Below are 26230 nucleotides of genomic sequence, written 5' to 3'. Positions count from 1 at the left end.
GATTACCCCAGGTTAAACAGTGAAAGAGAGGAGATCTGACCATATGCTTTGTAAGAGTATTGCGTGGCCATCGTGTAACCGTTGAGAGCGGTCATCGCGCTGGCAACATCCAGCCCTTCGAGCTCACCCGCGACTTCATCATTGATCAGTTTATTATCCTGATGAGCCTCATCCAGCAAAGTCATGTTGTTCTGACGTCCGCCCAAATCGGTGAAAATAGCGGCAACGTTATCGGAAGTTCCCTGAACCTGCCCGATCATCGCCGTCATTTCGTCGGCATAGCTCTCTGGTGCAATGGTGGGATCGGACATTTTTTCCAACAGCGATTCAAGCTGGTTAAGCATTTTGAGATCATCGCCAAATGCAGCAGCCAAATCCGTGTTGGATTTCATCAGTACACCATTACCTACTGGCGTGCTATTGCTTTCATGGTTGCCCGCAAATACCCATTCGCCGGTTGCTGCATCACGCACCACAGGTTGCTGATTGGTTTTGGTGCCGGCAAACAGATAGCGCCCACTTTCATCGCGGCTATTCAGTTGCTCAACCAGCATATCTTTCATGGCACTCAACTCGGTGGCGTAGCCGGCCATATCGACCGCGCCGTTGCTGCTGTTGTTAGCATCGCGCAATTTATCCAGCATGCTCAGCAACTGTTTGCTGCTGGAGTTTACCAGCGTTTCCTGCTGACCGAGGCTATGACCTAAACGTTCAATATTAGTTTGATATTGACCAATCGCTGCCTGTTCACGTCGAATCTGCGCCAACTGCGTACTGGCGATCGGATCGTCAGAAGGATTGATAACGCGCTTCTGCTCATTCATCTGCGTCATCAATTTGACGAGCTGCGTATTGTTACGCCCAAGGTTGTTCAACATGGTATTAGAGAAACTTTGGCTATTCACTCGCATGGAATTTTCCTTAGAACAGAGATAGCAGGTCGGTGAAAATTTGATCGCCAGTAGCAATCACTTTTAAGTTGGCCTGATATGCCTGAATGTAATCAGTGAGGCCAACGTACTCTTCGTCGTAGTTCACCGCGCTGTAATTATCGCGCTGGCTGACCGCGTCTTCCAGCAGCGCGGCCGCAGCGGTCAACTCGGTTTGGTTCTGACGGCTTTTAATGCCGACAGTGCTGATCAGCGACGCACTGGCGCTATCCAGCGTTGATTCACCGATGCCCGGAATGGTGAAGGTTTTGGTTTTAATGCCAATCAGTTCCAACAGGTTTTTGTTGTTACCGGTGGCGGTGGCATCGCTGGAGAAGGCCAGTTCATCCCAGGCAAGATCGTTGACCTGTAGCATGCCGTTAGGATTGCTAATATCGAAGTCAAACAGCGGCTTACCCGGATTGCCCTTCAAATCAAATCCTGCGGCAAGCTGGTCGTTGAAGGCGTTGGCCATCGATTCCGCCATGCCGATAATGCTCTCTTCGATACCGTTAAGCGTATTGACCTGATAATCATGCAGCGCACCAAATGCGCCGCCGGTTTTCATATCAACCTGATAGCTGCTACCGGCAAAATCCAGTTGCAGGAACGGCTCGCCGCTGGTGTCCATCTCCATCGACAACTTGCCCACATCGCTGCCGCTTACCAGCGGCTGACCGGAAGGCAACATCAGGCTGTATTCGCCCTTATCATTCTCCTGCACGCGGATATCGACGTAGGTGCTCAGCTCGTTCACCAGTTGATCACGCTGATCGCGCAGAATGCTAGTGTCGCCGCCAATCGCTTCGGTCTCTTTGATGCGCTTGTTGTATTCGGCAATGTTGCCGCTCACGCTGTTGATCGAAACGGTCAAATCGCGCTGCTGCTGCTGACTGTTGGTACGCTGCTTTTGCAGGAACGACTGGATGTTATTGAAACGCGTCGACAGCGCGCGCGCTTCTGTCAAAACATCCTGACGCATCGCCTGATTCTCAGGCTTATCACTGGCGCCACTCAGCGATTTGAAGAAGTTATCCAGACCGTCGCCGATGCCGCTGGTTTCCGTACCCAGAAGCTTCTCGAGCGCGCCGAGATAGGTTTGTCCCTGGTCGAAATAACTGGTTTGCGTGTTGGCACGCCAAACCTGGCCGATACGGAATTGATCGGCCATGCGGCGGATATTGGTGACCTCAACACCGTTGCCGCTCGCCAGACGCTGATTGCCCATCGGGCCAATCGCCTGTTGCTCCACACGTTGACGGCTGTAGCCAGGTGTCATCGCATTGGCAATATTGAGCGACGTAACGTTCATGCCAATACGTGCCGCACTCGCGCCGCTGTAACCGATATTAATGATGCTCATAATGTCCTCTTGCATTCATTGTTTCTGCCTGGGCAGAGCGACAACAATGCTGCGTTTATTAAGTCTACTTCGGCGATAACTGCTGAATCAGCACGTTGGCGATTCCGGTGCTGCGCTGGCTTGCCAGCTCATGCGCCAGGGCATCGTCGTAGAAATCACGCAGGTTGCGCGCCTCACGGCTGCTGAACATGCCATTTTCTCCCGCAAATGCATCAGTGCCTTTACGCATTTCGCTCAGCATGGTGCGCAGGAACATCGCTTCAAATTTCTCGGCGGCCTGCTCAAGATTGTTGGGCTTAGCACCGCCCGCAATGCCGTTGGCCAGCGGGCTAAATGGGGTTGAGATACGATCAATCATTTAGATCACCACCAGTTCTGCATCAAGTGCGCCGGCTTCATGCAGCGCCTGTAAAATTGCCATGGTGTCGTCCGGAGCCGCACCCAGGCTGTTAATGGTATTCACAATGCTGCGCAGGCTGGTGCCCGCTGGAACCGTCACCATCTGACCGCGACCGCGATCCACACTGATATCCGATTCCGGTGTCACTGCGGTTTCGCCATTGCTGAACGGGCCAGGCTGGCTGACGTTCGGGCGCTCAGCGATGGTGACGGTGAGATTGCCGTGTGCAACCGCTGCCGCACGCACCACAATGCCTTCACCCAACACGATGGTGCCGGTGCGCGCATTGAACACTACACGCGGCGGCTGTTTGCCGGCGTTGATTTGCACTTCTTCCAGCATCGACATAAAGGCCACACGAGCGGAGGGATCACGCGGTGCGTTGACCGAGACGTTGGTGCCACTTTTCGCTACCGCAGTCCCGGCACCAAATGCCTGATTTAGCGCGACGGCGATGTTGTTGGCGGTTTTGAAGCTCGGACGCTTCAGGTTCAGCATCACATCGCTGTTGTCCTGGAAATCGCTTGGCACTTCGCGTTCAACCGAGGCACCGTTGGGAATACGGCCCACGGTTGGAGTGTTGATGGTCACGCTGGAACCGCTGTCGCCTTCGGCTTTCACGCCGCCGACCACCACGTTGCCTTGCGCCAGCGCATAGACTTCACCATCGGCACCGCGCAGCTGCGTTAACAGCAAGGTCCCGCCGCGCAGGCTTTTCGCATCACCAATTGAAGATACGGTAACGTTGATGGTTTGGCCGCGTGCGTACATCGAAGGTAGCGTGGCGCTCAATGCCACCGCCGCCACGTTTTTTACTTTCGGATCCATTCTCGGTGGCATCTGTACACCGAACTGACGCAGCATGTTGGCCAGCGACTGGCCGGTGAATTTCACCTGACTACGATCGCCAGTGCCATCAAGGCCAACGACAAGGCTGTAACCCACTAACTGGTTATCACGCACGCCCTGAATATCAACGAGCGAACCCAGCGCCTGGGCTTTTGCGTGGTTGGCTGCCATCATTCCCGCCGCGAGAAACAGCGGCAGCAGATAGCGAACGGTCATTCTGATCATGATCTTCACCTTAAATCGGGAACAGAGGATGGTTGAAGAAGCGTGTCAGCCACCCCGCTGAATTGGCATCGCTGAGCGCACCGCGCCCGGCGTAGGAGATACGCGCATTGGCAATGCGCTGGGATGAAATACTGTTATCGCGTTCAATGTCATCGGCACGCACCAGGCCGGTAACGCGCATGTACTCATCGCCCTGATTCAACGTCAGCCACTTCTCGCCGCGAATCACCAGTACGCCGTTAGGCAACACTTTGTGCACCGCAACGGAAATCGATCCACGCAACATGTTCTGCTGCGCCGACGTGGCATTACCGTTGAAGTTACGATTGCCCTTAATCGAGCCGCTCAAATCATCAAAGGTTTTACCCATCGCCGAGGGCACGCCGAGTTCGACGTCGTTCTTCTTGCCGAAGTTGGTACGTGCTTGCTTGCTCGACTGCGTCGATTCATCAAGACGCACAGTCAGGATGTCGCCCACACGATAAGCACGACGATCCTGCATCAGCGACCATTGGTATTGGGTGTTATAGAGTCCACCACCACTCACGCGGGCGTCTGGCTGAGCCAGATCTTCCGGCGGCGCATAGGCGGCGTCATCTTTGTGCACCAGCAGCGCCGGGCTTTCACAGCCGGTCAGCAGCAGTGCGGCGCTCAGTACTAAGCCGCCGGTGAGTTTTTTTGTCAGTGTCATTGTTTTTATGGCCTTGCAAGGTGGGCGGAAAAGCCACTTCCGCCCAAAAAAATTACATCTGCTGCGTGACGAACTTCAGCATGTCATCAGCAGCCGACACCATCTTGGCGTTCATCTCGTAAGCACGTTGCACGGTGATCATGTCAACCATCTCTTCCACCACCTGCACGTTGGACCCCTCCAGCGAGCCCTGTTCCAGCTGGCCAAAGGCCTCTTCGCCCGGCACGCCTTCTACCGCTTCACCGCTGGCAGCGGTTTCGCGATACAGGTTGCTGCCTGTCGCTTCCAGACCGGCTGGATTGACAAAATTCACCAGCGTGATTTGGCCGAGTTCAACCGGATCGGTTTCGCCCGCCACGGTGGCGCTGACGGTGCCGTCTTTACCGATGGTGAGATTTTTGGTGCCTTCCGGCAGCTCAATCTGTGGAATCAACGGCAAGCCTTGCGCGTTGGTCATCACACCATCAGCGCTGATTTTCAGGTTGCCAGAGCGGGTATAGGCGATGTCGCCATCGGCGGTTTCTACCTGGAAGAAGCCCTGACCGGCAATCGCCACATCCAGCTCCTGCTGGGTGTTTTTCATCGAACCCTGGGTGAACTGCTTCTGCGTACCGAGGATCTTCACACCGCTACCGAACTGAATGCCGGTTGGCGTCTGGTTGTTCTGGTTCAACTGGGTGCCAGGCGCACGCTGCGTTTGATAGAACAGATCTTCAAACACCACGCGATCGCGCTTGAAGCCGGTGGTATCAACGTTTGCCAGGTTGTTAGAGATGGCGGCCATTTTGGCGTCCTGCGCCGCCAGACCGGTTTTACTGACCCAAAGAGCTGGATTCATTTTTAATTTTCCTGTTAGCTGCCACGGATCAGGCGGTTGCCTGCCTGCACAAGGGTTTCTGCGGCTTTCATCATTTTGATTTGCGCTTCAAATTGACGGCTGAGCGACAGGGTTTGCACCATCTCATTCACCGCCGAGACATTACTGCCTTCCAGATGCTGGCTTGCCAGCTGCACGTTCTCGCTGCGCGGCGCGGTCAGGCGATTGGCCGTCAGCCAGCCGTCGTTGTTTTTCCGCAGCTGATTGGCGGGAATGTCCACCAGCTTGATGCGCTCGACATCCATTGCCGCTGCCACGTTGCCATCTTCCGGAATGATAGTGATGGTGCCGTCATCGCCAATCGCCACCTGCGAAAACGGTGGCAGCTGAATCGGGCCGTTCTCACCGATCAGCGGTTTACCGCCAATCGACAGGTTGCCCATATCATCAATATCGATATGACCGTTACGGGTATAGAGCTCACGGCGTCCTTCACGTACCGCAATCAGTCCGTCGCCTTTGATGCCGATATCCAGCTCGCGGCCAGTTTCCTGTAGTGCGCCGTGCGCCATATTGATGCCGCCGTTTTCACTGCGCACCTGATGACGGCTGTTGTAGCCGCCACCCGCCACCGCTTGGGTAGTGGCGCGTTCGAGGTCGGCGCGAAACCCTTCGGTATTGGCATTCGCCAGGTTGTTGGAGTGAATCATCTGCTGTGTCAGGCTGCGATTGGCGCCGCTGACCGCGGTATAAATCATGCGATCCATAATTACAGCGCCTGGAACAGCGCGTTCATCATCGAATCATTGGTCGAGATGACTTTGGTGTTCGCCTGATAGTTACGCTGCGCGCTCATCAAGCCTACCAACTGTTCGGTCATTTCGACGTTTGAACCTTCCAGTCTGGCGGAGAGGATGCTGCCGTTAAGGCCGCTTTTTGGTACGCCCAGAATCGCCTGACCAGAGAGGTTGGTGGTTGACCATGCGGTGCCATCTTCTGAGTTGAGGCCATTCGGACTAGTGAAGTTAGCCAGAACCAGCTGGCCCTGCAGCAGGCGTTCACCGTTGCTGTAAGTCGCGTAAATTTTGCCGTCGTCGTCGATCTGCTCACCGTTTTTCTCGCCGGCGGAATAGCCGTTCGGGCTATTTTTCGAGACGTTGAATTCAGAGCCATACTGGCTGGTACCGGCATAATCCAGTGCGATGTTCAGTGCATCAGCTCCTGGAATCGCCGCGTTAATGTTGACGGCACCCGTTGGTGAAGTGATGACGCCATTGGCGCTAAATTCCAGCGGCTGTGAAGCCGGCGTAGCGGCATTGCCATCAACGAAGTAGTGAACTTCCCATTCGTTTTCCGCCGTCTTCACGAAGTACTGCTCGATGGTGTGTTCACGGCCCAGCGAGTCGTACACTTTGCTGGTGTAGGTGTTGTTGTAGCTTTTGCCTTCTTTAGGATCGAATGGCGTGACTTCTGGCTCTTTGGCGTTGGCATTCAGGTTGCCGGTGAAGCCCATGCTGTCGGTGGCTTTCGCTGGGATGCTGCCCGCTGAAATTCTGAGATCACCAATTACGCCGGTCTGTAATTGACCGTTGGCATCAACCGGATAACCTTGTAGGCGTTTACCTTTAGCGGTGATAAAACCCTGGCTGTCCATCTGCATCTCACCTGCGCGGGTGTAGCTCACATTGCCGCTAGTATCTTTGGTCATAAAGAAGCCGTTACCAGAGATAGCCAAATCGAGTACACGACCGGAACCGGAAATGCCGCCGTTTTGGGTAATGCTTTGCGAGATGCTGTTCACGCCCACACCCATTGCCTGACCACCGGCATAAAGTGATGAGAACTCGGCACGCATTGATTTGTAACCGGTAGTACTACCGTTGGCGATGTTGTTACTGATAGCGCCAAGCTGTTTCGTGACCGCATTCAGGCCAGAGGTTGCAATATTAAAGCTCATGGAAAAAACCCTTAGGAAAAGCGACGTGATGCATTCACGTCAGGAGAAGGAAGCGGCGCGGGCGCCGGATTTTTACTGCTACCAAACTGACGAATGGTGTTGTAGGCCACTTCGCCCAGTCCGGGAATGTTGATCATCGGTGCACCGGTTTGCGGATCGAAGCGCACGCTGTTAACGGTGCCGGCTATCTCAATCGGGATGTTTGCTTCACCCACGTCGGTGACTACGCTCAGGGTGTATTCACCATCGGCCAAGCCAAGCGCTGCGGGATCGATAGTGAAATTGACATCGCCTTGTGGCTGCTTACCCAAATCCAGCTTGTACTCTTTACCCGCGCTGTCTTTGATGTGCAGCGTGACGGTTTCCGCTGGATGTTGCAGATTGATGCGCCCTGCAACCTCGTTGCCCTCAACCTTGATTTTGTCGCTGCTGGCAAGCACGTGCTGGCCGACCAGGTTGGCCATACCGAGCGCTTGCATGCTTTCAGCCATGTAGTAAACGCCGGTCATGGTGTCAGTCAGCGTCTGCATCGACTCCATCTGCGACATCATCGACAGCTGATTGATGTATTCAGAACTGTCGGTGGGATTGGTAGGATCCTGGTTCTGGATCTGCGCCACCAGCAATGTCAGGAACATGCTGCTGGTGCCGCCGTTGCTCTGCGGAGTCTGGCCATAGGTCTCTACGCCCGTGCCGCTATTGTTGACGTTATTCACGCTCATACTTACGCTTCTCCCAGACGTAGCAGGCTTTGCTGCATGCTTTTCACACTGTTCAGCACTTCCACATTGGTTTCGAAATTGCGCGAAGCGGACATCATGTCGGCCATCTCTTCTACCGTATTGATATCGGGATAGAAGACATGACCCTGCGCGTTCGCCAGCGGATTGCCCGGCTCGTAACGACGCACAGCGTTGCCGGTTTCCACTACATCCAGTACCTGCACGCGTGCTCCCGCCAAAGCAGGCGCATCTGTCAGCTTGCTGTTCTGATAGAGGGCGGCAAACACCGGACGTCGCGCCTTATAAGTTGCAGCTTCGCTTGCTGCCGGTGATTCCGCGTTCGCCAGGTTACTGGCGATGGTGTTCAGACGAACGGTTTGTGCCGTCATTGCTGAACCCGAAACGCGATAGATATCGTTGAAAGACAAAATTATTTCCCTTCAATAGCCTGCTTCAGGCCGATAAATTTGCTGCTGAGAAATTGCAGGCTGGTTTGGTAATCCAGCGAGTTTTTCGAGAACTCGGCCTGCTCAACGTCCAGCGCCACGGTGTTGCCATCGGACGATGGTTGATACGGCACGCGATACTGAATTTCTGGCGAAGAAGTGAACGAACTTTTCAGCATTGAACGTTGCATCTCTGCCGCAAAATCAATATCTTTAGCCTGGTAATTCGGGGTATCCACATTTGCCAGGTTGGCCGTTAACAGCTCTGCTCGCGAAAGTCGAAGCTGTAAGGCGGCGGGATGTACCCCCAGCGCTTTGTCAAAACTTATCCCCATGTGGTGTTCCTCATCAGTTGCGATTCACACGCTGTATAGCAAAGAGCGTGCCAACTTTTAAATCATTGATTTGGTGAGATTTTTATGAACACATTGCGTTTTAACGGGAAGTCACTTTTCCGCCTGATTCCGCTCAGCCTGCTGATTATTTCGACACAGCTTTTTGCCGCGCCTGAAGCACAAACCGCACGTAAGCAGGTCTATAATCAGGCCGTCGCCAACGCGACGTCCGACATCCAGCGCATTGCCAAACAGAAAGGCTGGAAAGATTTCAGCAGCAAACTCAACGTCTTTATTCCTACCGAAGTGAGCCGCTTTCAGCGCTGCTCGCGTCCACTGACCTCGGCATTACCGGCGGGCGATCGCAGGGATCTGGCGCGCCTGCGCTATGACATTCGCTGCGATGGCGCCAACGGCTGGGAAATTGCCGTCACGGTGAAACCGGATGTTTATCTGCCGATTCTGGTGGCGAAAAATATGCTGGAGCGCGGCAAACAGCTGGCAGCCAGCGACGTGGAAATGAAGAAGCGCAACATTGTTGGCCTGCGTGATGGCTTTATGACCAATCCTGACGAAGCGATCGGCTTTACGCTGAAGAAGCGCGTGCGTGAATTGCAGGCGATCGCCCCGGCCCATCTCGATCAGCCGGTTTTGATCGAGCGCGGTCAGCAGATTGTGATGATTGCCGAGCAGGATGGCGTGCAGGCAAAGATGATGGGCGAAGCACTGAAGAAAGGCCGTAAAGGCGACATCATTAAAGTGCGCAATCTGCAAAGCCAACGTGTGGTGAGTGCGCGCGTGGACGATCGCGGCGTGGTGCGAATGTTAGTGGCGCCGGGCAATCCCTGAACCGGAATTTAAGTTTCCGCCAGGCAGTGTCGTTGTGCTGAGGTATGCCGTAATCGACCCGAGACATATGACCATGAAAATCACCCGTAATGAAACTGGCATTGCGCCAGTTGCCAAATCTGTTACCACATCGCTGAACGATGCACCTGTTGCGACTAAAAATGAGCGCGCCGCAGTGCGCAGCGACAAGACCGAGCAAGGCCCAATGCAGGCTGCACAGCAGCAGCTGCGTGAAATGCCAGAAGTGGACGCAACCTTCGTTAGCGCCATGCAGGACGCGTTAAAATCAGGTCGTTTGCAGGTTGATACCGATAAGCTGGCGCAGGCCATGATGGACTTTTATCGCTCATGAACAGTACCGCGGATCGCGTAAAAACGCTGCTGCGTGATATCAAGCAGGACACGCAGCACTACGATGCGCTGACGACACTATTGCAGCAGCAACGTGAGGCGATGATCGCCTGTGATGCCCTAAACCTGCAGTCTGTAAACGAGAAGTTGCTGGCCATTTATCAGCAGCTGCACGGATCAGCGCAGCGCCGCAGCGAAACGTTGCAGGCGTTGAAACTGGCTTCCGACAGCCGCGGCATCAGTCAGCTCATGCCGTATTTGCCTGCCGCGCTGGCACAGCAAGCGGAAAGCTGGTGGCGCACGCTGGAACTGAGCGCACTGGCTTGCCAGCAGATGAACGAGCGCAACGGTTTGTTGCTGTCGATGCAACAGGAAACGCTGAGTTCATTGACCGGACAAGGACAGCAAAACTTCCTGTATCAACGTTAAAGTCCCGCTTGCTGCATAAAAAAGTCGCCAAATTGGCGACTTTTTCTGTTTATTGGGGCAAATAAAGTGAACCGGTCGCCATGAATGGCGACCCTACCAAGGATAGATGCGCCTTTACTTCAGCAGTGACAAACCAATCAACAGTGCGTTTTCCTCTCTCAGTGCAGGCTGTGCCTGGCGCTCCCAGGAGGCAAACAGCGCGGCCAGCGTGACATCATCCAGTTCGCACTGTTCAGTCAGCAGCAGACCAATAATCACCTGCATGCCAAACACCCGTTGGCACAACTGCAGAAACGCATTTTCCCACTGGGCATCAGAGGTGCCGGGGAACACGCCGTGATAGGCTTGCCACAGCAAGTAGTTACGCCATACATCGGCATGCTGCTGCATAAAGGTTTGCACCTGCGCATCTTCACGCAGTTCCGCCAGCAGCGGTAACAGCTGCGCATCACTCAACATGGCTAATTCATTCAGTTTCATTACCAGCGTCATGCCGGTAAGCGGATCGAGACTGGCATCCAGCTCAACCTGGGCCAGCTGACGGAGTGCGGCTAACGGATAGGCATCAATCGGCGGCAAGGCAGCAAAGGCTTCCGCCAGCAATCCGCTGTTCATCAACATCAGCAGCTCTTCACCCACCTGCTGAATCTCGGTGGTTTCCTGCAGTTGCTGACATTTGCTCAGCAGCACGCCCGTAGCGTAAAGCTTCTCGGCCAGCGGCGCTTCCTCGTTGCCCAGCAGGAAAATGGTCTGCTGGTTGAGCATTTGCAAGCGCGAGCAGAGCGCCGGCGCATCGGATGCAGCGGCCAGCGTATGCTGCAAGGCGAATGCATCGGCATCAAACAAAATCGCCGAGGCCGCGCCATCACAACGCAGATCGGCGCTGGCACGCTGCTCTTCACGCCAGCGCAGTTGCAGCAGCGGTTTTTCGCCGTTGCAGCCAGAACAGCGACATTGCCAGGGTTGCGCCTGCAGGCGCGTGACATATTCAGGGGTATAACTGTTTGCGGTATTCATCATTGCTCCTGTGCGCCGGCTTGCGGCACGACACCTAATTTGCGGAAAAAGCGCGCCGTACATGCCTGCCCATCGTCATCTTCACTGCGGAAGAACATGCTGGGGTAAAGGGCAAACCAGCGCAGGTCCGCAGTATTGAGATAACCAGCTTCAGTCAGCTGATCCTGTAAACGTTCGATTAAGGGTGCATAGCCCTGCTGATTGACGCAGCAAGCCAGATGCGGCAGGGCTTGCACCAGCGGACTAACCACACCCGTCAGTTGACTCAGCTTTATCCCCGCCTCAAGTTCGGCGGCCAGATGAAAACCGTCCCAGCTGATGTGATTCAACGCGCGCAGCAGATTATTGAGTGCATCAATACTGCGCTGCTGGCGTACCCAATCCAGCCGCGTGTCTAACAGCAAATAGTTCGGCCAGTTTTCGCGCTGAGCACGTTGCGTTACGGCTAGATGGGTCAAGCGGGGATCGTTCTCCACCAGGCTAATCTGCTCCACTTGCGTCGCTGATAACCCGCCATCTAACAGCGTCTGACGGAAGGCAGCGTTATCCCCCACCAGCACCACGCGATGGAAAAAGGCCCAGTTTGGCTGTTGTGATAACGGAGCCTGATGCAGGCGCTGATAAAACTTGCGCACAAAGGAGTCAGGTACCGCTTCATCCAGCGTGACGCGCTGCGCTTCACAGCTGCCAAGCACAAAGTCTTTGTCGAAGGTATTGCTGCTGTGCGACACACAAAGAATCGAGCGCCATGGATCGAGCAACAGTACCGGCGTGGTGAAGTAATTGGTGAAACCTTCCTCTTCGGCTAGCGTGGCGCGATCGTCATAACGATGTTTTTTCAGGAAGTTGCGATGATAAGCAAAAGTGCCGTTCAGCACGTTGCGCGCCCCGTTGTCATTGGTCATAAAGATGCGATTAACATGGCTGTACCAAATGGGGATCACGTTACAAGCGGCAAACAACGCATTGTGACGGCGCATTTCGTTAATGGTGTAACTGAGCTTATCGGCACGATAAAAGTCATCGTCGTCCATGCAGACAATGTATTCACCGCGCGCCAGTTCATTCACCCGATTGCGCTTGGCGCCAATCGTCATGCGTTCGCTTTGATGGTAATAGCGGATCAGTTCCGGATGCGGCGAGTAGCGTGTCAGCGAGGCGATCAGCTCGGCATTGCTCTCCGGCGAATCGTCGAGAATCACCAGTTCGCGGCGATCGGCCGGATAATCCTGATACTGAAACATGTAGAGCAGATACGGCAAAAACTCGCGGCGATTCCACGTTGGCGTCACCACGCTAATAAACGGCAGCTCGCCTTGTTTTAGCGGCTGGCGTTTGTTCATCAGTTGGGTAAAGAGCATGTTGCTCATGCGAGTTTCCCCCGATTGCGCAGCCAACATTGCATCGCCTGTGCATCAGTGAGTTTCTGCTGCTGCTGTTGGCGCGCCTTGGCCAGCGCCTGCTGCTGCTGCTCCAGCACCAGCGACACGGTTTTCTCCTGACACGCATGGCTGATTAACGCAGATTGCATTTCATCCTGCTCTTTCTCCGCCAGTGCCGAAGCCTGGGTTTGCCAGGCGATCACGCGCTGAATATTGGCTTTGTAGCGCGCCAGATTGCTGAGCTGCGTGGCATCCGTCACTTCCGTGCCCGTTCCGCCGCCCAGGCGATTCAGCGCCGAGATATTATTTTGATAACGCTGAACCAGCTGCTTTTGCTGTGCCAGCTGGCTGCTGAGATCGTTCACTTTGCGCTCGCGCATCTCGCGTAGCTGCGTCAGGGTGGCGATCATTTTTTGTTTTCTGATCATGCCTTGCCTTATGCCTGGCTCAGGGCCAGCAGGTCATTAATGGATTGCGCCAGCGCGGCGGGTCTATCCACCGTCTGACACAGGAAACTGTTGATAGCCGGTTGCAAGCGCACCGCACGATCGGCCTGCGCATCAACGCCCGCCACGTAGCCGCCCAGCGGCAGCAGCGGTTTGATCGCCATGTAATCGGCATAAAGTTGCTTGAGCGTACGCGCCGCGAGCTGGTGATCTTTGTCGGTGATTTGGCTCATGCAGCGGCTGATGCTCTGCCCGATATCGATCGCCGGATAGTGACCCGCTTCGGCCAGCGCACGCGTTAACACAATGTGGCCATCCAGCACCGCGCGCGCGCAGTCGACGATCGGATCCTGCTGATCGTCACCTTCTGCCAGCACGGTATAAATCGCGGTCATGCTGCCGTTCGAGGCGCTGTTACCCGCGCTCTCCACCAGCTTAGGGATGATGCCAAACGCCGAAGGCGGATAGCCTTTGGTGGCGGGCGGCTCGCCAAGTGACAGTGCGATCTCGCGCTGCGCCATGGCGTAACGCGTCAGTGAATCCACCAGCAACAGCACGTCATAACCGGCATCGCGATACCACGCCGCTAACGTGTGGCACAGCTCGGTGGCTTTCATGCGCATCAACGGCGATTCGTCTGCCGGTGCGGCCACCACCACCGACTTCGCCATGCCCGCCGGGCCGAGCGAGTGATCGATAAACTCTTTGACTTCGCGGCCACGTTCGCCAATCAACCCCACGATCACCACTTGCGCATTGGTGCTGCGGGTGATCATGCCAAGTAACACGCTTTTACCCACGCCTGAACCGGCCATTAAGCCGACGCGCTGGCCTTTGCCGATGGTCAGCAAACCGTTGATGGCGTTGACGCCCACATCCAGCGGTTCCGCCACCGCTTTACGCGTCAGCGGATGTATTTGTGTTGGTTGTGAGGGCAGCACGTCGTTGCCACCGAGCTTGCCTTTGCCGTCGATCGGTTCGCCGAGGCCGTTCACCACGCGTCCGAGCCAGCTTTTACCAATCAGAATGTCGCTCTGTTTTTCCTGCGGAAAAACGCGGGCGCCGGCGATCAAGCCTTCCGGGCTTTTGAACGGCATCAGCCAGGTGACATCACGATCGAATCCCACCACCTGCGCGGCCAGCAGCGTGCCGTCGGCCTGCTCGACGTTGCAGCGCTGGCCCACCGCTAAACGGCAACCGACGCTCTCCAGCAGAATGCCGTTGACGCGCACCAGCCGTCCGGCGACGCGCGCCAGCGGGATGTTTTCCAGCGATTGCAGTAGGTTATTGAAGGATTGCGTCATGATGGTTCCTGTTCGTTTTGTGCGGCTTGTCCCTCACCCCAGCCCTCTCCCGCAAGCGGGAGAGGGAGTATTTAGTCCCCTCTCCTGTGGGAGAGGGTTAGGGTGAGGGCATCCAGCCGCAGTGCACTTACAAATTCTCCTGCAGCACGCTCATGCACTGGCTCAAGCGCTGATTGCAGCCGATATCCATCTCACTGGCATCGGTGACAATGCGGCACTCGCCGGGCTCCATTTCGCTGTCGGCGGTTAAGCCCCAGCTTTTCACCTTCTTCGGCTCCAGCTCTTTGATGCGGCTGAACTCTTCCGCATTCATCAACACCCGCAGCTGCTTCGGTCGCTCCGGCAAGCTGGTCAGCGCTTCATCCACCAATGCCAGCAGCTGCGAAGGCTGCAACGCCAGCTCAACGCGAATCACCTGGCGCGTGACTTTCTCGACCAGCGCTAACAATTCGCTTTTACGACGCTCTTCATGTTCATCCAGCTGCTGCTGCAACTTAACGCTCAACGCATCCAGCGGCTCGCCCGCTGCTAAAAAGTGCTCCAGCGCCTGTTGCTTGCCCGCGTCGAAGCCCTGCTGCTTACCTTCAGCCCGCCCGCGCGCCACGCCTTCCTCATACCCCTGACTGCTGCCCTGCTCTAAACCCTGAGCAAAACCCTCGCTGATGCCCTGTTGGAAACCGTCCATCAGCTGCTGTTGCCGCGTCGCCGCATCAGCAGGCACGTCGGATTCGTTTCCGCGCTGCCAGGCTTTGCGCAGCGGGGGAAACTGATGCAAACGCATCTGTTTGCTGGTCATCGCTTACTCCACCGTTTGTTCGCTAAACAGCTGAATCTGGATCTCGCCGCTTTCCGCCAGTTCACGCACGCGCGTCATGATCTCTTTGCGCACCTGCTCGATACGGCTGATCGGCACAGGACCGAGGCGCGAAGTGGTGTTCTGCAACAACTGCACCTGACGGCGCGGCATGGCGTCGTAAATCGCCTGGCTCAGCATCGGCTCGGTGCCTTTCAGTGCAACCGCCCATTGATCCATTGGCACCTCTTCCAGCAGACGTCCCAGCACCGCGCTGTTCTGACGGCTGAGGATAAAGAATTCGTACATTTCGCTTTTCAGCTCATCCACCACCGCTTCATCACGCATCTCCAGCTGCGCCAGCAGCGCCTGCTGATTGCCGCTGATGCGGTTAACGATGTTGGCGGCCTGACGCATGCCCTGCACTTTCGAACCGTGTTCGGACAACACCGCCACGCCGCGATCGATCAGGCGATCCAGCTCATCCACGACATCGCGGTTGATGTCATCAAGACGCGCCACGCGATAGAGGATTTCGTCCTGACGCGACTCGTCGAGCTGCGCCAGCACGCCGGCGGCGACATCCGGCGGCAGGAAGGCGAGAAATACCGCCTGCAACTGCAGATGTTCCTGAGCGATCATCGCCGCCAGTTGCGGCGTATCGACCCATTGCAGGCGCGCCATACGATGACGAATCTCATCACCGTAAATGCCGTTGATCACGCTGCGGGCGATTTCCCCGCCCAGCGCGCGTTCAAGGATGTTGCGCAGATAGCTGCGAGACGCGCCGTTGATACCGCTCTGTTCGCGGTATTCCTGGAAAAAGTTGTTCATCGCCAGGCGTGCATGCGTCAGCTTGACGCCGTGCAGACGCGCCATGGTTTCTGACAGGCGCAGCACTTCTTCACGACTCATCTTGCTCATCACCTGCGCCGCAGCCTCTTCGCCGATGCTCAGCAGCACGATGGCGGCCTGCTCCAGACGCGAACGCACCTTGGCGGCCTGGTCGCTGCTTTTGCTATTTTTACTTTCTGTTGCTTCGCTCATTGCTGCTGATCCATTGTTTCAACACTTCGGCGACGCGATCGGTTTCGCTCTGCGCCAGGTTTTGGAGATGATTGATTTTGGTTTCGAGGCCAGAGCTCTGCGGCGGTAAGTTGTCGTCGCCGTTGAAGCTGTTGCCCGGCAATACCGGCGTATCTTCTTCCGCTTCCGCCACCGTTGCTGGCAGCACAGGACTGGCTTCAGCCAGCGCGTTGACGGCCGGCTGGCGCGCCACACGGCGCATCATCGGCAGCAGACCAAACAGAATCACCAGCAGTGCCAGCAGGCCGATGCCGCCGCGCTCCGCCCACAGCAGCGTGCTATCACGTTCCCACCACGGCAACGCCTCTTCGGGTTGCACTTCCGGCTGATTAAAGGCCAGCAATGCCAGAGATAACTCATCGCCACGCGTGCTATCGATACCGGCTGCTTTGGTCAGCAAGGCGTTGATTTGCGTTTGGTTATCCGCTGTCCAACCCTGTACCACCGCTGCGTTTTGATTCAGCACCACGGCCACGGTCAGTTTCTGCACCTGATAGCCCTGATGTTTGATATGGCGGACATCGCGATCCCAGTTGAACTGGCGCTGTGCCTGATTGCGTGAGGACATCTGTGGCTGCGCGTTGTTCTGCGCGGGCGCATTGGCCGGGCGGTTGCTGAGCGAACCCGGAATACCCACCGCCAACTGCTCGGTGGTGTTGTCCTGCGCCAGCTGCTCACTCGCCACGCGCGGTTCATTCAGGAAGCGTTCCTGGGTCTCTTCGACCTGGCTGAAGTCAACACGCGGCACCACGCTCACGCGGAAGTTTTCATGGCCCAGCACCGGCACCAGCAGGTTGGCGATGTTGCGCTCCACCTGCTCACGCATCTGCTGCACCATCTCACCGCTGTTGCGCAGGCCGGTACGACCATTCAGCTGATCAGCGATATTCGCCGACAGCAGCGCGCCTTGTTGATCGACCACGCTGACCTGTTCGGCCTTCATGCCCGGCACGCTATTCGCCACCAGACTTACCACCGCGCCAACCTGCTCGTCGGTGAGTTGGCGACCATATTTCAGGCGCAACACCACCGAAGCGGTACTGTTGGGTTTATTGGAAAGGACAAATGAACTGGTTTCCGAGATTCCCAGATGCACGCGCGCAAACGCGACGCTGTCCAGCGCCATGATGCTCTGCGCCAGTTCGCCTTCCATACTGCGGCGCAGACGCACGTTCTGTACGAACTGGCTGCTGCCGAGCATCTCTTCTTTATCCATTAGCTCGTAGCCGTCAGGCGTGGCTGCGCGGATGCCTTTGGCGGCCATCGCCATGCGTGCTTTAGGTAAATCACCTTCGCGTACCAGCACCATGCCGCTGTCGGGTGCGACGCGATAATTCAGCCCTTCACCGCTTAGCGTGGCCACCACCTCGGACATCGGCAGGTTCTCCTGCGTGCCGAACAGCGTGGTCCACTTGTTATTGCTCTGCCACAGCAGCGCCACGATCACGGCGGTGATCACCGCCGCAATCGCCGCCGGCAGCAGCCATTTTTTCACTATCGCCTGCAGATTCGCAGGCAACAGCGCCTGTAATTTATCCAGCACGTCTCAACTCCGTTTACAGTGGGCTATTGATGACTTCATCGAAGCCCTGTTGCAGCTTGTTTCGCACCTGCATCAGCGCCGAGAACGCCACACTGGCTTTCTGACTTTCAATCATGGCGCCACTCAAATCATCGCTCAGGCCCATATCAATGGCCGTTTGCTTCTGCGAGGCCACATGCTGCTGGCGGTCAACGCTGCCGACGGCGCCCTTCAGCACATCCGTAAAATTTGGGGTGCTAAGGGAAGCCAGTTGGCCGGCTGGCGCAATTGGGCTGGTTTGTGCCTGCAACTGCATACGTTGCATCTCGGCCATCATGTTGCCCTGCACGCCGATAGCGGGAAGTTTGTCTAACATTGCGTAGTTCTCTTTTATCAGGCGCAGCCGAGGTCAAAGCCCTGCTCGCGCATGGAAGCCAGTCGATAGCGCAGCGCGCGTGGAGTGATGCCAAGAAACTCGGCGGTTTTAGATTTATTGCCCTGATGGCGTTTCAGCAAATCAAGGATGTACTGCGATTCGGCACGGCGACCGTGACTCTTAATCTGGCATTCGTCGGCGTTGGCGGCGTCGCCAAGCTGCTGCACCATCACTTCCGGTAATAAGGTGGTGCTGACTTTCAGGTTGAAACAGCCTTCATGCAGATCGCCATCGGCGCACATGATCAGGCCGCGCTGCATGATGTTTTCCAGCTCACGCACGTTGCCCGGCCAGCTGTAGCTTTCCAGTGCCTGGCGGCCACATTCGGTGATGCGCGGTTTGTGCTTAACGAAAGCCTGATATTTTTCGATAAAGCGTTCTGCCAAAGGCAGAATGTCTGCGGTACGTTCACGCAGCGGCGTGATGTGCATTGGCACCACCGACAGGCGATAGAACAGGTCCTGACGGAAACGCCCTTCGGCGATTTCCACTTCCAAATCTTTATTCGTCGAGGCAATTAAACGGATATCGAGCGGAATCTTTTTATGGCTGCCGAGGCGCTCAACTTCCTGCTCCTGCAATACGCGCAGCAATTTGACCTGCAACGCTAACGGCATATCACCGATTTCATCGAGTAATAATGTGCCACCATTAGCTAATTCAAACTTACCTGGCTGGCTACTGACTGCGCCGGTAAATGCGCCCTTTTCATAACCAAATAAAATTGCTTCCAGCATATTCTCGGGAATCGCCGCACAGTTAACACCGACATAAGGCGCCGAAGCGGGAAAGGCATGTTGATGAATATACTTCGCCACACACTCTTTACCGGTGCCCGTTTCACCGGTAATTAATACCGGCACATTGAATTTTGCTACACGTTGCGCCAGTGCAAACAGATTCACACTCGATGAAGCCTGAGCGATAAAACGATCATCATTATTCTTTTGCATTGAGTCAGCCATATTCATAATGAAAAATTTCCTGAACACCAAGTAAGAGGCGCATCTATATAAGAAGAGCTGCCTTTATTACGTATGGCATTTCATACGTTTTCCCAAGGTGAAAGCCAGACTATTCGTTATTAAGAATCGGCTTATCTCAAGCCCGGTAAAGATGTCGAATCGCTGGTTCCGCCTGTGTTGTGCGCTGAGTATACTTATCGGACTATTCCTGGCTAGCATCTTCGCAATATTAAAACATTAATCTATATTTATCAGTGATTTACCATGTTAAATTAATCTTAATTGGCGTTTTCAATTAATAAATTAATAAGTTTTCCCATCTTGTTTTAATCACATATAAACGTTTTAATTTGCACCAGAGAAAACATCTCGCTTAAAAAGATTAGAAGATTCCTATATCAGCAAACTCTTATGATTTAAGAGATGACTGATAAGCGGGAATCGCCAGCGGGATCGCATTCATTCTATTAAAGACAGGTTAACCCTGACAGACGGAAGCATGAAGATGCGCACCAAATCCAATCGGATGAGAATTTATACCCCAGAGAATCAGCCTGAGCTGATGAAACTGGAAGTCAATAAACTCGGTCGCCCTTATCACAAGGTACCGAAAGTATTTAAAGATAATAGCGATCGCTTAGACGCCAAGTTGGGTATCTATTTTCTAAAGAAGTTTCGTGTTGATGTCAGTTTGCGCGATATGCAATTTCAGATGGATTGCGCAGTTAAGCAGGCCACTATTTTCAGCAGTGAATTGGGTAATCTGGCGTTTCGCCTAGATCGCGCTTTATTACTGAATATCTTGCATGACTATTACGGTTTATCACGTGACGACCAGCACGAGTTAACGGCAGAACATTTCCCGGTAACCAAAACGGAAGAGCGTTTGCAAATAAAGCTGGCGAGTGAGCTGGTGCATTTAATTTGCGGTGATGAGTTATTTACCGAAGCCTTGACCATTAAACCGGATCCGGCATCGTTATTAACGCAGTGGTCTTATCGGGTGGATTTCTTCCTCGACGGTTATAGCAACGGCACTTTCTCACTACTGCTGGATGCCGCGCACGTTGACCGTTTGCTCAGCACACTGCGCCAGCCTGCGGAGGCCAACCGCAATACGCCGGTGCCGACCAGCCCGCACAGCTTTAAGCAGCTGCCGGTGCGCCTGCGCGGACGTTTAGCCACGCTGCCGATGACCGTGGCGGATCTGGCGCGTCTGAAGCCGAACGATGTACTGCCTTTTGCCATGAATGACCGCATTCCACTGTTAGTGGGCGATCAACCGCTGTTTAGCGCCGTTATCTGCGAAGAGCGCGGCAAACTCTTTTTCTCCGAATTCAGTGACCGTACGAGTGAATAACATGAGCGATTTAAACGATTTAGCCACAGCGCTGGACCTCGATTTTAACCTGGAAAACCAGCCCGAAACGGAAGTCGCTGAACCGGTGAGCGCAGTAACGCGCGACGCGCCGCGCAATATGGCGCTGTTCAGCCGCATTCCGGTGACGCTGACGCTGGAAGTGGCGTCGGTGGAGATCTCACTCGCCGACCTGATTGGCGTGGGCAACGATTCCGTGATCGAACTGGATAAGCTGGCCGGTGAGCCGCTGGACGTGAAAGTAAACGGCATTCTGTTTGGTAAAGCCGAAGTGGTGGTGCTTAACGACAAATATGGCCTGCGCCTGATTGAGTTCAACAACAGCGATCTCAGCGAACTGGCGGGCTAATAATGATGCGCAATTCCGGCTGGATTAAAGGAGGGCTGGCGCTGGCTGGCCTGCTGCTGATGCCTTCACTGGCGTTAGCAGAACAGAACGGACTGCCGTTGTTCTCCGCTGTGCCCTCCGCCAATGGCGGCCAGGAGTACAGCGTAAAAATTGAAATTCTGATTCTGATGACGCTGCTCGGCTTGCTGCCGATCATGATGCTGATGATGACCTGTTTTACCCGCTTTATCATTGTGCTGGCACTGCTGCGTCAGGCGATTGGCCTGCAGCAAAGCCCGCCGAACAAAGTGCTAACCGGCATCGCGCTGGTGCTGACGTTGCTGGTGATGCGTCCGGTATGGACCAACGTCTATGACAACGCGGTTGTGCCCTATCAGAACAATGAAATCAGCCTGCAAAAGGCGCTGAGCACCGGTCAGGTGCCGCTGAAGAAGTTCATGCTGTCGCAAACCCACAGCACCTCGCTGGCGCAGATCATGACCATTGCTAACGCTACCGGCGAGCCGGAAGCGCAGGATCTCACCATCATCGCGCCTGCCTTCGTACTGAGCGAGCTGAAAACCGCCTTTAAAATTGGCTTCATGATCTACATCCCGTTCCTGGTGATCGACCTGATCGTCGCCAGTATTTTAATGGCGATGGGGATGATGATGCTGTCACCGCTGATTGTGTCGCTGCCGTTCAAACTGATTCTGTTTGTGCTGTGTGACGGTTGGTCGTTGATTGTCGGCACGCTGACGCAGAGCGTACAGGGGCTGGGATTATGATGAATATCGACGTCGCCGGCGACATCCTGGCGCAAGGCCTGAAGCTGGTGCTGATGATCTCTGCGGTTGCCATTGTGCCCAGCCTGATCACCGGCCTGCTGGTGAGTATTTTTCAGGCCACCACGCAGATCAACGAACAAACGCTGAGCTTTCTGCCGCGTTTGACCATGACGCTGCTGGTGCTGGTGTTTGCCGGTAAATGGATGCTGACGCAGCTAATCGATTTCACCCAGCTGATCTTTCAGCAAGCCGCGCAGCTAGTAGGCTAACGATGGATATCGCCATCAACGATCTGATCCAACCGATCTTCGCGCTGTGGCTGCCCTTCGTGCGCATCTATGCCTTTATGCACTTTTGCCCGCTGCTGGATAACCGTGCTTTTTCACGCAAAGCCAAACTCGGTTTAGCGCTGTTGCTCAGCATCATCATGACGCCGATGCTGGCGCACAACGTGGTACTGCGTGATCTGATGTCGGTGCAGAGTTTGATACTGACCGGCGAACAAATTCTCTGGGGCTTCCTGTTCGGCCAGATGCTGTGGTGGACCTTCTGGGCGCTGCAGACGGCAGGCAATATTTTGTCGATGAACATGGGCCTCGGCATGGCGGTAATGAACGATCCGGCCAGCGGCAGTTCAACCATGGTGATTTCACAAATTATTCAGGTGTGGGCTGCGCTGCTGTTTTTCAGCATGGATGGTCATTTGCTGCTGATGTCGATTCTGTTTACCGGTTTTACCTACTGGCCGATTGGCCAGGCGATAAATGAGATTTCCCTGCGTACGTTGTCGGGCGGCGTTGGCTGGATGTTCAGCGGCGCGCTGCTGCTGGCGATGCCCACGGTGATCATCATGATGCTGGTGCAAGGCGTATTTGGTCTGCTGAACCGCATTTCACCGACGCTGAACCTGTACGCGCTTGGTTTTCCGATCAGCATGCTGTTCGGCCTGTTCTGCTTCACCTTGCTGATTGGCAATGTCGGCAACCACTACCTTGAGCTCACTAATCAGGTGCTCGGTATGCTGGAAAAAATGAGGAGCTACTGATGGCTGATGCAGGAAGTGGTGATAAGAGCGAAAAACCCAGCCCCGGGAAACTGCGTAAAGCGCGTCAAAAAGGCGACATTCCCCGCTCCAAAGAGGTGAATCTGGCGGTTAGCCTGGTGATGGCGCTGGTGATGATGGGACTGTTTTTTCCCTATTATCGGGAGTTGATTCAGGCTTCGTTTCAGGCCGTACGCCAGATGGCCGATCGCATTCAGGATGACGGCGCGCTGCACCAGTTCATGCTGACGCAGGTACTGATCATCATGAAATTTATCGCCACGCTGATCCCGATCCCTTTCGCCGCCGCCCTTTCTACTCTGGTGCCGGGCGGCTGGATCTTTGTGGTGACACGCATTAAGCCCGACTTTAAAAAGCTTAACCCGATCAACGGTGTAAAGCGCATGTTCTCCATGCAGCACTACGTTGATGTGCTGAAGATGATCGCTAAGTGTTTGCTGATCCTGGCGCTGCTGTGGAGCACCATCAAAGGCAACCTGACCGAGATGATGGGTCTGCAAAGCTTGTTTTTACGCGACTCCATCAATCAGGGCCTGCAACTGTTCGAGTCGATGATCCGGCTGTTTATCCTCACCATCGTGCTGTTCGCGGTGATCGACATACCGCTGACCAAATTCTTCTTCACTAAAAAAATGAAGATGTCGAAGAAGGAGGTGCGCGATGAGCACAAGAATAATGAAGGGAATCCGCAGGTCAAAGGCCGCATTCGTAACCTGCAACGTCAGATGGCGATGGGCCAGATTAACAAGCAAGTGCCGCTGGCGGATGTGGTGATCACCAACCCAACGCACTTCGCGGTGGCGCTGAAATACGATCCAAAAAAAGCCGCCGCACCTTACGTGGTGGCCAAAGGTGTGGATGACGTCGCGCTCTATATCCGAAGCGTGGCCGGCAAAAACAACGTTGATGTGGTGGCGTTTCCGCCGCTGGCGCGCGCCGTTTATCACAGCACGCGTATCAACCAACAAATTCCTGCAGCCCTGTTCCGTCCGATTGCACAGGTGCTGACTTACGTAATGCAACTGCAAACCTGGCGCAGCGGTCAGGGTGAAAAACCTCGGCTGGATACCCAACTGCCGAACTTAGATGAGGTAATGAAAGCTCATGAGCCAACTTAAAACGCGCCAGTTCACGCAACTGTTGCGCCAGGCCCACATTGGCGTGCCCGTGCTGCTGCTCAGCGTGCTGGCGATGGTGATTTTGCCCCTGCCGCCGATTGTGCTGGACGTGTTATTCACCTTTAACATCGTGCTGGCAATCATGGTGCTGCTGGCGAGCGTTAACAGTAAACGCCCGCTGGATTTCTCCATCTTCCCGACCATTTTGCTGATCACCACGCTGATGCGTTTGACGCTCAACGTGGCGTCGACGCGCGTGGTGCTGCTCGACGGTCACGAAGGCGTTGGCGCCGCCGGTAAGGTGATTGAAGCCTTCGGTAACGTGGTGATTGGCGGTAACTTTGTCGTCGGCTTTGTGGTGTTCATCATCCTGATGATCATCAACTTTGTGGTGGTCACCAAAGGTGCCGAGCGTATTTCCGAAGTCTCGGCACGTTTTACCCTCGATGCGTTGCCGGGCAAACAGATGGCGATCGATGCCGATCTGAATGCCGGTTTGATCAATCAGGAACAGGCCGGTCTGCGCCGCAAAGACGTTGCCAACGAAGCCGACTTCTACGGCGCGATGGACGGAGCCTCTAAGTTCGTGCGCGGTGATGCTATCGCCGGGATCATGATCCTGATGATCAGCGTGATCGGCGGGATTCTGATCGGCGTGTTCAAGCACGGTTTACCGGCGGGACAAGCATTTGAACAGTATGTCCTGCTGACCATCGGTGATGGTTTGGTGGCGCAGATTCCATCACTGCTGCTCTCAACCGCCGCGGCCATCATCGTGACGCGCATCAGTGATGGCGCGGACATGGGCGATGACATCAAGACGCAGCTGCTGGCACGACCGGGTACGCTGTACACCGCTGCCGCCGTAATGTTTGTGCTGGCGATTGTGCCGGGCATGCCGCATCTGGTGTTCCTGATTTTTACCGCCATGCTGCTGTTTGCCGCCTGGCGTCAAAGCCGTGGCGTGAAAGCACCGACGCAAGATCACCACGATATGGCAGCGATCAATCAGGCGCTGATGCAGCCGGAAGAGCAGCCCGCCATCGGTTGGGACAATATCCCGATGGTTGAGCCCATCGGCCTGAATCTCGGCTACAAGCTGGTGACGCTGGTGGATAAAGGCAAAGGCGCGCCGCTGACGCTGCGTATGCGCGGCGTGCGCCAGGTGGTATCGGAAACCAGCGGCGTGCTGCTGCCGGAAATTGCGCTGCGTGAGGATTTCCACCTCAAACCGGCGCAGTATGCGATCAAGATCAACGGTGTGCGCACCGCCGTCGGCGAAGTGCATGCCGATCGTTTAATGGCGATCCCGACGCCGGAACAGTACGGCGAGATCGATGGCGTATTGGATACCGATCCCGCCTACGGCATGGCGGTGACGTGGATCCTGCCCGAGCAGAAAGCCAAAGCGCTGAACCTTGGTTATCAGGTGGTGGATTGCGCCAGCGTGGTCGCCACCCATGTGAATAAAGTGGTGCGTGAGAATCTGCCCGAGCTGTTTAACTACGATGACATTACCCAGCTGCATCAGCGTCTGGCGAACGTGGCACCTAAACTCTCTGAAGATGTGAATGCGGCGGTGAACTACAGCTTGCAGCTGAAAGTGTATCGTCTGCTGCTGAACGATCAGGTGTCTCTGAAGGACATCACCACCATCGCAACGACTTTGCTGGAGAGCGTGGCGATCACCAAAGATCCGATCCTGCTGACGTCCGACGTGCGCTATGCATTGCGCCGTGCGATGGTGGCAGCGATTGCGCCGGATAATAAACCGCTGTCGGCGTATACGCTGGAGAACAGTCTGGAGAACCTGCTGCTGGCGGCGCTAAATCAGGCGCAGCAAGCCGGTAAAGTGGCACTGGATAGCTTCCCGGTGGATCCGAATATCCTGACGCAGTTGCAAAGCACGCTGCCGGTGATGATGGAGCAGCTGAAAGCGCAGAACCTGACGCAGGTGCTGCTGGTCACGCCGCAGCTGCGTCCGCTGATTGCGCGCTACGCGCGTCTGTTTGCCAATGGGTTGAATGTGCTGTCGTATAACGAAGTGCCCGATGAGGCGAATTTGCAGATTGTGGGTCAAGTTTCTTAAACGGTGCTCGCTGCACTAGATTGTGCTCGCTGTCCCCCATCCCGGCCTTCCCCCGCTAGCGGGGGAAGGAGACGCTGCCACATGCCAGTGATGAAGCTGCATGTGGCAGCATCTTCCTCCCCCATTCATGGGGGAGGACCGAGGAGGGGGAC

30 protein-coding genes are annotated in these 26230 nt (G+C 55.3%); 10 read left to right on the top strand and 20 right to left on the bottom strand.

Annotated elements, in window-relative coordinates; translation table 11 throughout:
• Window positions 1-2: 2 nt before the first annotated feature.
• From PanJK_RS08880 to PanJK_RS08830, 11 genes are all read right to left on the bottom strand, one after another.
• Window positions 3-911, bottom strand: coding sequence for a flagellin/flagellar hook associated protein (locus PanJK_RS08880; protein ID WP_265299012.1), 909 nt, complete (start codon window positions 909-911; stop codon window positions 3-5).
• A gap of 10 nt (window positions 912-921) precedes the next feature.
• The gene (gene flgK / locus PanJK_RS08875) at window positions 922-2292 is read right to left on the bottom strand and encodes a flagellar hook-associated protein FlgK (RefSeq protein WP_265299010.1); all 1371 of its coding nucleotides are present in this window, start codon (window positions 2290-2292) and stop codon (window positions 922-924) included.
• Between the two features lie 64 nt (window positions 2293-2356).
• Entirely contained in the window at window positions 2357-2650 is a 294-nt protein-coding gene (locus PanJK_RS08870) for a rod-binding protein (RefSeq protein ID WP_265299007.1), read from the bottom strand.
• Window positions 2651-3757 carry a flagellar basal body P-ring protein FlgI gene (locus PanJK_RS08865; protein ID WP_265299479.1) on the bottom strand — a complete coding sequence of 369 codons (1107 nt, stop codon included), beginning with the start codon at window positions 3755-3757 and terminating at the stop codon, window positions 2651-2653.
• Between the two features lie 19 nt (window positions 3758-3776).
• Complete coding sequence (gene flgH / locus PanJK_RS08860; protein WP_265299005.1) at window positions 3777-4457, bottom strand: flagellar basal body L-ring protein FlgH; 681 nt, start codon at window positions 4455-4457, stop codon at window positions 3777-3779.
• A gap of 52 nt (window positions 4458-4509) precedes the next feature.
• A complete protein-coding gene (gene flgG, locus PanJK_RS08855) occupies window positions 4510-5295 on the bottom strand; it encodes a flagellar basal-body rod protein FlgG (RefSeq protein ID WP_265299002.1) in 786 nt (261 codons plus the stop codon).
• 14 nt (window positions 5296-5309) lie between these two features.
• Window positions 5310-6041, bottom strand: coding sequence for a flagellar basal body rod protein FlgF (locus tag PanJK_RS08850; RefSeq protein WP_265299000.1), 732 nt, complete (start codon window positions 6039-6041; stop codon window positions 5310-5312).
• 2 nt (window positions 6042-6043) lie between these two features.
• Window positions 6044-7231, bottom strand: coding sequence for a flagellar hook protein FlgE (gene flgE / locus PanJK_RS08845; RefSeq protein ID WP_265298997.1), 1188 nt, complete (start codon window positions 7229-7231; stop codon window positions 6044-6046).
• Window positions 7232-7242: 11 nt separating this feature from the next.
• On the bottom strand, window positions 7243-7953 hold the full coding sequence (locus PanJK_RS08840; RefSeq protein WP_265298995.1) for a flagellar hook capping FlgD N-terminal domain-containing protein: 711 nt from the start codon (window positions 7951-7953) through the stop codon (window positions 7243-7245).
• A gap of 2 nt (window positions 7954-7955) precedes the next feature.
• The gene (flgC, locus tag PanJK_RS08835; protein WP_265298992.1) at window positions 7956-8381 is read right to left on the bottom strand and encodes a flagellar basal body rod protein FlgC; all 426 of its coding nucleotides are present in this window, start codon (window positions 8379-8381) and stop codon (window positions 7956-7958) included.
• A 2-nt stretch (window positions 8382-8383) separates the two neighbouring features.
• Entirely contained in the window at window positions 8384-8734 is a 351-nt protein-coding gene (locus PanJK_RS08830) for a flagellar basal body protein (protein ID WP_265298990.1), read from the bottom strand.
• Between the two features lie 84 nt (window positions 8735-8818).
• Here PanJK_RS08830 and flgA point away from each other — a divergent pair, with 84 nt between their 5' ends.
• The 3 genes from flgA to PanJK_RS08815 all read left to right on the top strand — a co-directional run bounded on the left by flgA (window position 8819) and on the right by PanJK_RS08815 (window position 10363).
• Entirely contained in the window at window positions 8819-9583 is a 765-nt protein-coding gene (gene flgA / locus PanJK_RS08825) for a flagellar basal body P-ring formation chaperone FlgA (protein WP_265298988.1), read from the top strand.
• A gap of 67 nt (window positions 9584-9650) precedes the next feature.
• Window positions 9651-9935, top strand: a complete 285-nt coding sequence (gene flgM, locus PanJK_RS08820) for a flagellar biosynthesis anti-sigma factor FlgM (protein ID WP_265298986.1) — start codon at window positions 9651-9653, stop codon at window positions 9933-9935.
• Window positions 9932-10363, top strand: coding sequence for a flagellar protein FlgN (locus tag PanJK_RS08815; RefSeq protein ID WP_265298984.1), 432 nt, complete (start codon window positions 9932-9934; stop codon window positions 10361-10363). Before flgM ends, PanJK_RS08815 begins: the two co-directional genes overlap by 4 nt.
• Before the next feature lie 114 nt (window positions 10364-10477).
• On the opposite strand, the gene PanJK_RS08810 is transcribed toward PanJK_RS08815, so the two are convergent.
• From PanJK_RS08810 to PanJK_RS08770, 9 genes are all read right to left on the bottom strand, one after another.
• Window positions 10478-11380 carry a hypothetical protein gene (locus PanJK_RS08810; protein WP_265298982.1) on the bottom strand — a complete coding sequence of 301 codons (903 nt, stop codon included), beginning with the start codon at window positions 11378-11380 and terminating at the stop codon, window positions 10478-10480.
• The gene (locus PanJK_RS08805; protein WP_265298980.1) at window positions 11380-12750 is read right to left on the bottom strand and encodes a glycosyltransferase family 2 protein; all 1371 of its coding nucleotides are present in this window, start codon (window positions 12748-12750) and stop codon (window positions 11380-11382) included. Before PanJK_RS08805 ends, PanJK_RS08810 begins: the two co-directional genes overlap by 1 nt.
• On the bottom strand, window positions 12747-13190 hold the full coding sequence (fliJ, locus tag PanJK_RS08800; protein ID WP_265298978.1) for a flagellar export protein FliJ: 444 nt from the start codon (window positions 13188-13190) through the stop codon (window positions 12747-12749). The genes PanJK_RS08805 and fliJ overlap by 4 nt, the downstream gene beginning before the upstream one ends.
• Window positions 13191-13198: 8 nt before the next feature.
• Window positions 13199-14512 (bottom strand): flagellar protein export ATPase FliI, encoded by a 1314-nt coding sequence (gene fliI / locus PanJK_RS08795; protein ID WP_265298976.1) that lies wholly within the window; start codon window positions 14510-14512, stop codon window positions 13199-13201.
• A 127-nt stretch (window positions 14513-14639) separates the two neighbouring features.
• A complete protein-coding gene (gene fliH, locus PanJK_RS08790) occupies window positions 14640-15308 on the bottom strand; it encodes a flagellar assembly protein FliH (RefSeq protein WP_265298974.1) in 669 nt (222 codons plus the stop codon).
• 3 nt (window positions 15309-15311) lie between these two features.
• Window positions 15312-16352: a flagellar motor switch protein FliG gene (locus PanJK_RS08785; RefSeq protein ID WP_265298972.1), complete on the bottom strand. Its 1041-nt coding sequence runs from the start codon at window positions 16350-16352 to the stop codon at window positions 15312-15314.
• Window positions 16330-17934, bottom strand: coding sequence for a flagellar basal-body MS-ring/collar protein FliF (fliF, locus tag PanJK_RS08780; RefSeq protein ID WP_265298970.1), 1605 nt, complete (start codon window positions 17932-17934; stop codon window positions 16330-16332). Before fliF ends, PanJK_RS08785 begins: the two co-directional genes overlap by 23 nt.
• Window positions 17935-17947: 13 nt before the next feature.
• On the bottom strand, window positions 17948-18289 hold the full coding sequence (locus PanJK_RS08775; protein ID WP_265298968.1) for a flagellar hook-basal body complex protein FliE: 342 nt from the start codon (window positions 18287-18289) through the stop codon (window positions 17948-17950).
• Between the two features lie 17 nt (window positions 18290-18306).
• Window positions 18307-19302, bottom strand: coding sequence for a sigma-54 interaction domain-containing protein (locus tag PanJK_RS08770; protein ID WP_265298966.1), 996 nt, complete (start codon window positions 19300-19302; stop codon window positions 18307-18309).
• A 574-nt stretch (window positions 19303-19876) separates the two neighbouring features.
• Between PanJK_RS08770 and PanJK_RS08765 the strand changes: the two genes are divergently transcribed.
• Genes PanJK_RS08765 through PanJK_RS08735 form a run of 7 tightly spaced genes read left to right on the top strand, consistent with a single transcriptional unit; the run spans window position 19877 to window position 26078 of the window.
• Complete coding sequence (locus PanJK_RS08765) at window positions 19877-20674, top strand: FliM/FliN family flagellar motor switch protein (protein ID WP_265298964.1); 798 nt, start codon at window positions 19877-19879, stop codon at window positions 20672-20674.
• A 1-nt stretch (window position 20675) separates the two neighbouring features.
• The gene (fliN, locus tag PanJK_RS08760; protein ID WP_265298962.1) at window positions 20676-21041 is read left to right on the top strand and encodes a flagellar motor switch protein FliN; all 366 of its coding nucleotides are present in this window, start codon (window positions 20676-20678) and stop codon (window positions 21039-21041) included.
• Window positions 21042-21043: 2 nt separating this feature from the next.
• Window positions 21044-21808, top strand: a complete 765-nt coding sequence (gene fliP / locus PanJK_RS08755; protein ID WP_265298960.1) for a flagellar type III secretion system pore protein FliP — start codon at window positions 21044-21046, stop codon at window positions 21806-21808.
• Entirely contained in the window at window positions 21805-22077 is a 273-nt protein-coding gene (fliQ, locus tag PanJK_RS08750; RefSeq protein WP_265298958.1) for a flagellar biosynthesis protein FliQ, read from the top strand. Before fliP ends, fliQ begins: the two co-directional genes overlap by 4 nt.
• 2 nt (window positions 22078-22079) lie before the next feature.
• The gene (gene fliR / locus PanJK_RS08745; RefSeq protein ID WP_265298956.1) at window positions 22080-22853 is read left to right on the top strand and encodes a flagellar biosynthetic protein FliR; all 774 of its coding nucleotides are present in this window, start codon (window positions 22080-22082) and stop codon (window positions 22851-22853) included.
• Complete coding sequence (flhB, locus tag PanJK_RS08740) at window positions 22853-23989, top strand: flagellar biosynthesis protein FlhB (protein WP_265298954.1); 1137 nt, start codon at window positions 22853-22855, stop codon at window positions 23987-23989. The genes fliR and flhB overlap by 1 nt, the downstream gene beginning before the upstream one ends.
• Window positions 23976-26078, top strand: a complete 2103-nt coding sequence (locus tag PanJK_RS08735) for a flagellar biosynthesis protein FlhA (RefSeq protein WP_265298953.1) — start codon at window positions 23976-23978, stop codon at window positions 26076-26078. The genes flhB and PanJK_RS08735 overlap by 14 nt, the downstream gene beginning before the upstream one ends.
• Window positions 26079-26230 lie beyond the last annotated feature (152 nt).

Source organism: Pantoea sp. JK, from assembly GCF_026130245.1.
Classification (GTDB): Bacteria; Pseudomonadota; Gammaproteobacteria; order Enterobacterales; family Enterobacteriaceae; genus Pantoea; species Pantoea trifolii.
The sequence above is the reverse complement of the archived record's forward strand: the minus strand, read 5'-3'. Positions and strand labels throughout refer to the sequence as shown.

What these genes read in the sequence shown, in the direction of transcription:
- PanJK_RS08880 (WP_265299012.1), bottom strand. Translation starts at nt 911, where the DNA reads ATGCGAGTGAATAGCCAAAGTTTCTCTAATACCATGTTGAACAACCTT.
- flgK (WP_265299010.1), bottom strand. Translation starts at nt 2,292, where the DNA reads ATGAGCATCATTAATATCGGTTACAGCGGCGCGAGTGCGGCACGTATT.
- PanJK_RS08870 (WP_265299007.1), bottom strand. Translation starts at nt 2,650, where the DNA reads ATGATTGATCGTATCTCAACCCCATTTAGCCCGCTGGCCAACGGCATT.
- PanJK_RS08865 (WP_265299479.1), bottom strand. Translation starts at nt 3,757, where the DNA reads ATGACCGTTCGCTATCTGCTGCCGCTGTTTCTCGCGGCGGGAATGATG.
- flgH (WP_265299005.1), bottom strand. Translation starts at nt 4,457, where the DNA reads ATGACACTGACAAAAAAACTCACCGGCGGCTTAGTACTGAGCGCCGCA.
- flgG (WP_265299002.1), bottom strand. Translation starts at nt 5,295, where the DNA reads ATGAATCCAGCTCTTTGGGTCAGTAAAACCGGTCTGGCGGCGCAGGAC.
- PanJK_RS08850 (WP_265299000.1), bottom strand. Translation starts at nt 6,041, where the DNA reads ATGGATCGCATGATTTATACCGCGGTCAGCGGCGCCAATCGCAGCCTG.
- flgE (WP_265298997.1), bottom strand. Translation starts at nt 7,231, where the DNA reads ATGAGCTTTAATATTGCAACCTCTGGCCTGAATGCGGTCACGAAACAG.
- PanJK_RS08840 (WP_265298995.1), bottom strand. Translation starts at nt 7,953, where the DNA reads ATGAGCGTGAATAACGTCAACAATAGCGGCACGGGCGTAGAGACCTAT.
- PanJK_RS08830 (WP_265298990.1), bottom strand. Translation starts at nt 8,734, where the DNA reads ATGGGGATAAGTTTTGACAAAGCGCTGGGGGTACATCCCGCCGCCTTA.
- flgA (WP_265298988.1), top strand. Translation starts at nt 8,819, where the DNA reads ATGAACACATTGCGTTTTAACGGGAAGTCACTTTTCCGCCTGATTCCG.
- flgM (WP_265298986.1), top strand. Translation starts at nt 9,651, where the DNA reads ATGACCATGAAAATCACCCGTAATGAAACTGGCATTGCGCCAGTTGCC.
- PanJK_RS08815 (WP_265298984.1), top strand. Translation starts at nt 9,932, where the DNA reads ATGAACAGTACCGCGGATCGCGTAAAAACGCTGCTGCGTGATATCAAG.
- PanJK_RS08810 (WP_265298982.1), bottom strand. Translation starts at nt 11,380, where the DNA reads ATGAATACCGCAAACAGTTATACCCCTGAATATGTCACGCGCCTGCAG.
- PanJK_RS08805 (WP_265298980.1), bottom strand. Translation starts at nt 12,750, where the DNA reads ATGAGCAACATGCTCTTTACCCAACTGATGAACAAACGCCAGCCGCTA.
- fliJ (WP_265298978.1), bottom strand. Translation starts at nt 13,190, where the DNA reads ATGATCAGAAAACAAAAAATGATCGCCACCCTGACGCAGCTACGCGAG.
- fliI (WP_265298976.1), bottom strand. Translation starts at nt 14,512, where the DNA reads ATGACGCAATCCTTCAATAACCTACTGCAATCGCTGGAAAACATCCCG.
- fliH (WP_265298974.1), bottom strand. Translation starts at nt 15,308, where the DNA reads ATGACCAGCAAACAGATGCGTTTGCATCAGTTTCCCCCGCTGCGCAAA.
- PanJK_RS08785 (WP_265298972.1), bottom strand. Translation starts at nt 16,352, where the DNA reads ATGAGCGAAGCAACAGAAAGTAAAAATAGCAAAAGCAGCGACCAGGCC.
- PanJK_RS08775 (WP_265298968.1), bottom strand. Translation starts at nt 18,289, where the DNA reads ATGTTAGACAAACTTCCCGCTATCGGCGTGCAGGGCAACATGATGGCC.
- PanJK_RS08770 (WP_265298966.1), bottom strand. Translation starts at nt 19,302, where the DNA reads ATGCAAAAGAATAATGATGATCGTTTTATCGCTCAGGCTTCATCGAGT.
- PanJK_RS08765 (WP_265298964.1), top strand. Translation starts at nt 19,877, where the DNA reads ATGAAACTGGAAGTCAATAAACTCGGTCGCCCTTATCACAAGGTACCG.
- fliN (WP_265298962.1), top strand. Translation starts at nt 20,676, where the DNA reads ATGAGCGATTTAAACGATTTAGCCACAGCGCTGGACCTCGATTTTAAC.
- fliP (WP_265298960.1), top strand. Translation starts at nt 21,044, where the DNA reads ATGATGCGCAATTCCGGCTGGATTAAAGGAGGGCTGGCGCTGGCTGGC.
- fliQ (WP_265298958.1), top strand. Translation starts at nt 21,805, where the DNA reads ATGATGAATATCGACGTCGCCGGCGACATCCTGGCGCAAGGCCTGAAG.
- fliR (WP_265298956.1), top strand. Translation starts at nt 22,080, where the DNA reads ATGGATATCGCCATCAACGATCTGATCCAACCGATCTTCGCGCTGTGG.
- flhB (WP_265298954.1), top strand. Translation starts at nt 22,853, where the DNA reads ATGGCTGATGCAGGAAGTGGTGATAAGAGCGAAAAACCCAGCCCCGGG.
- PanJK_RS08735 (WP_265298953.1), top strand. Translation starts at nt 23,976, where the DNA reads ATGAGCCAACTTAAAACGCGCCAGTTCACGCAACTGTTGCGCCAGGCC.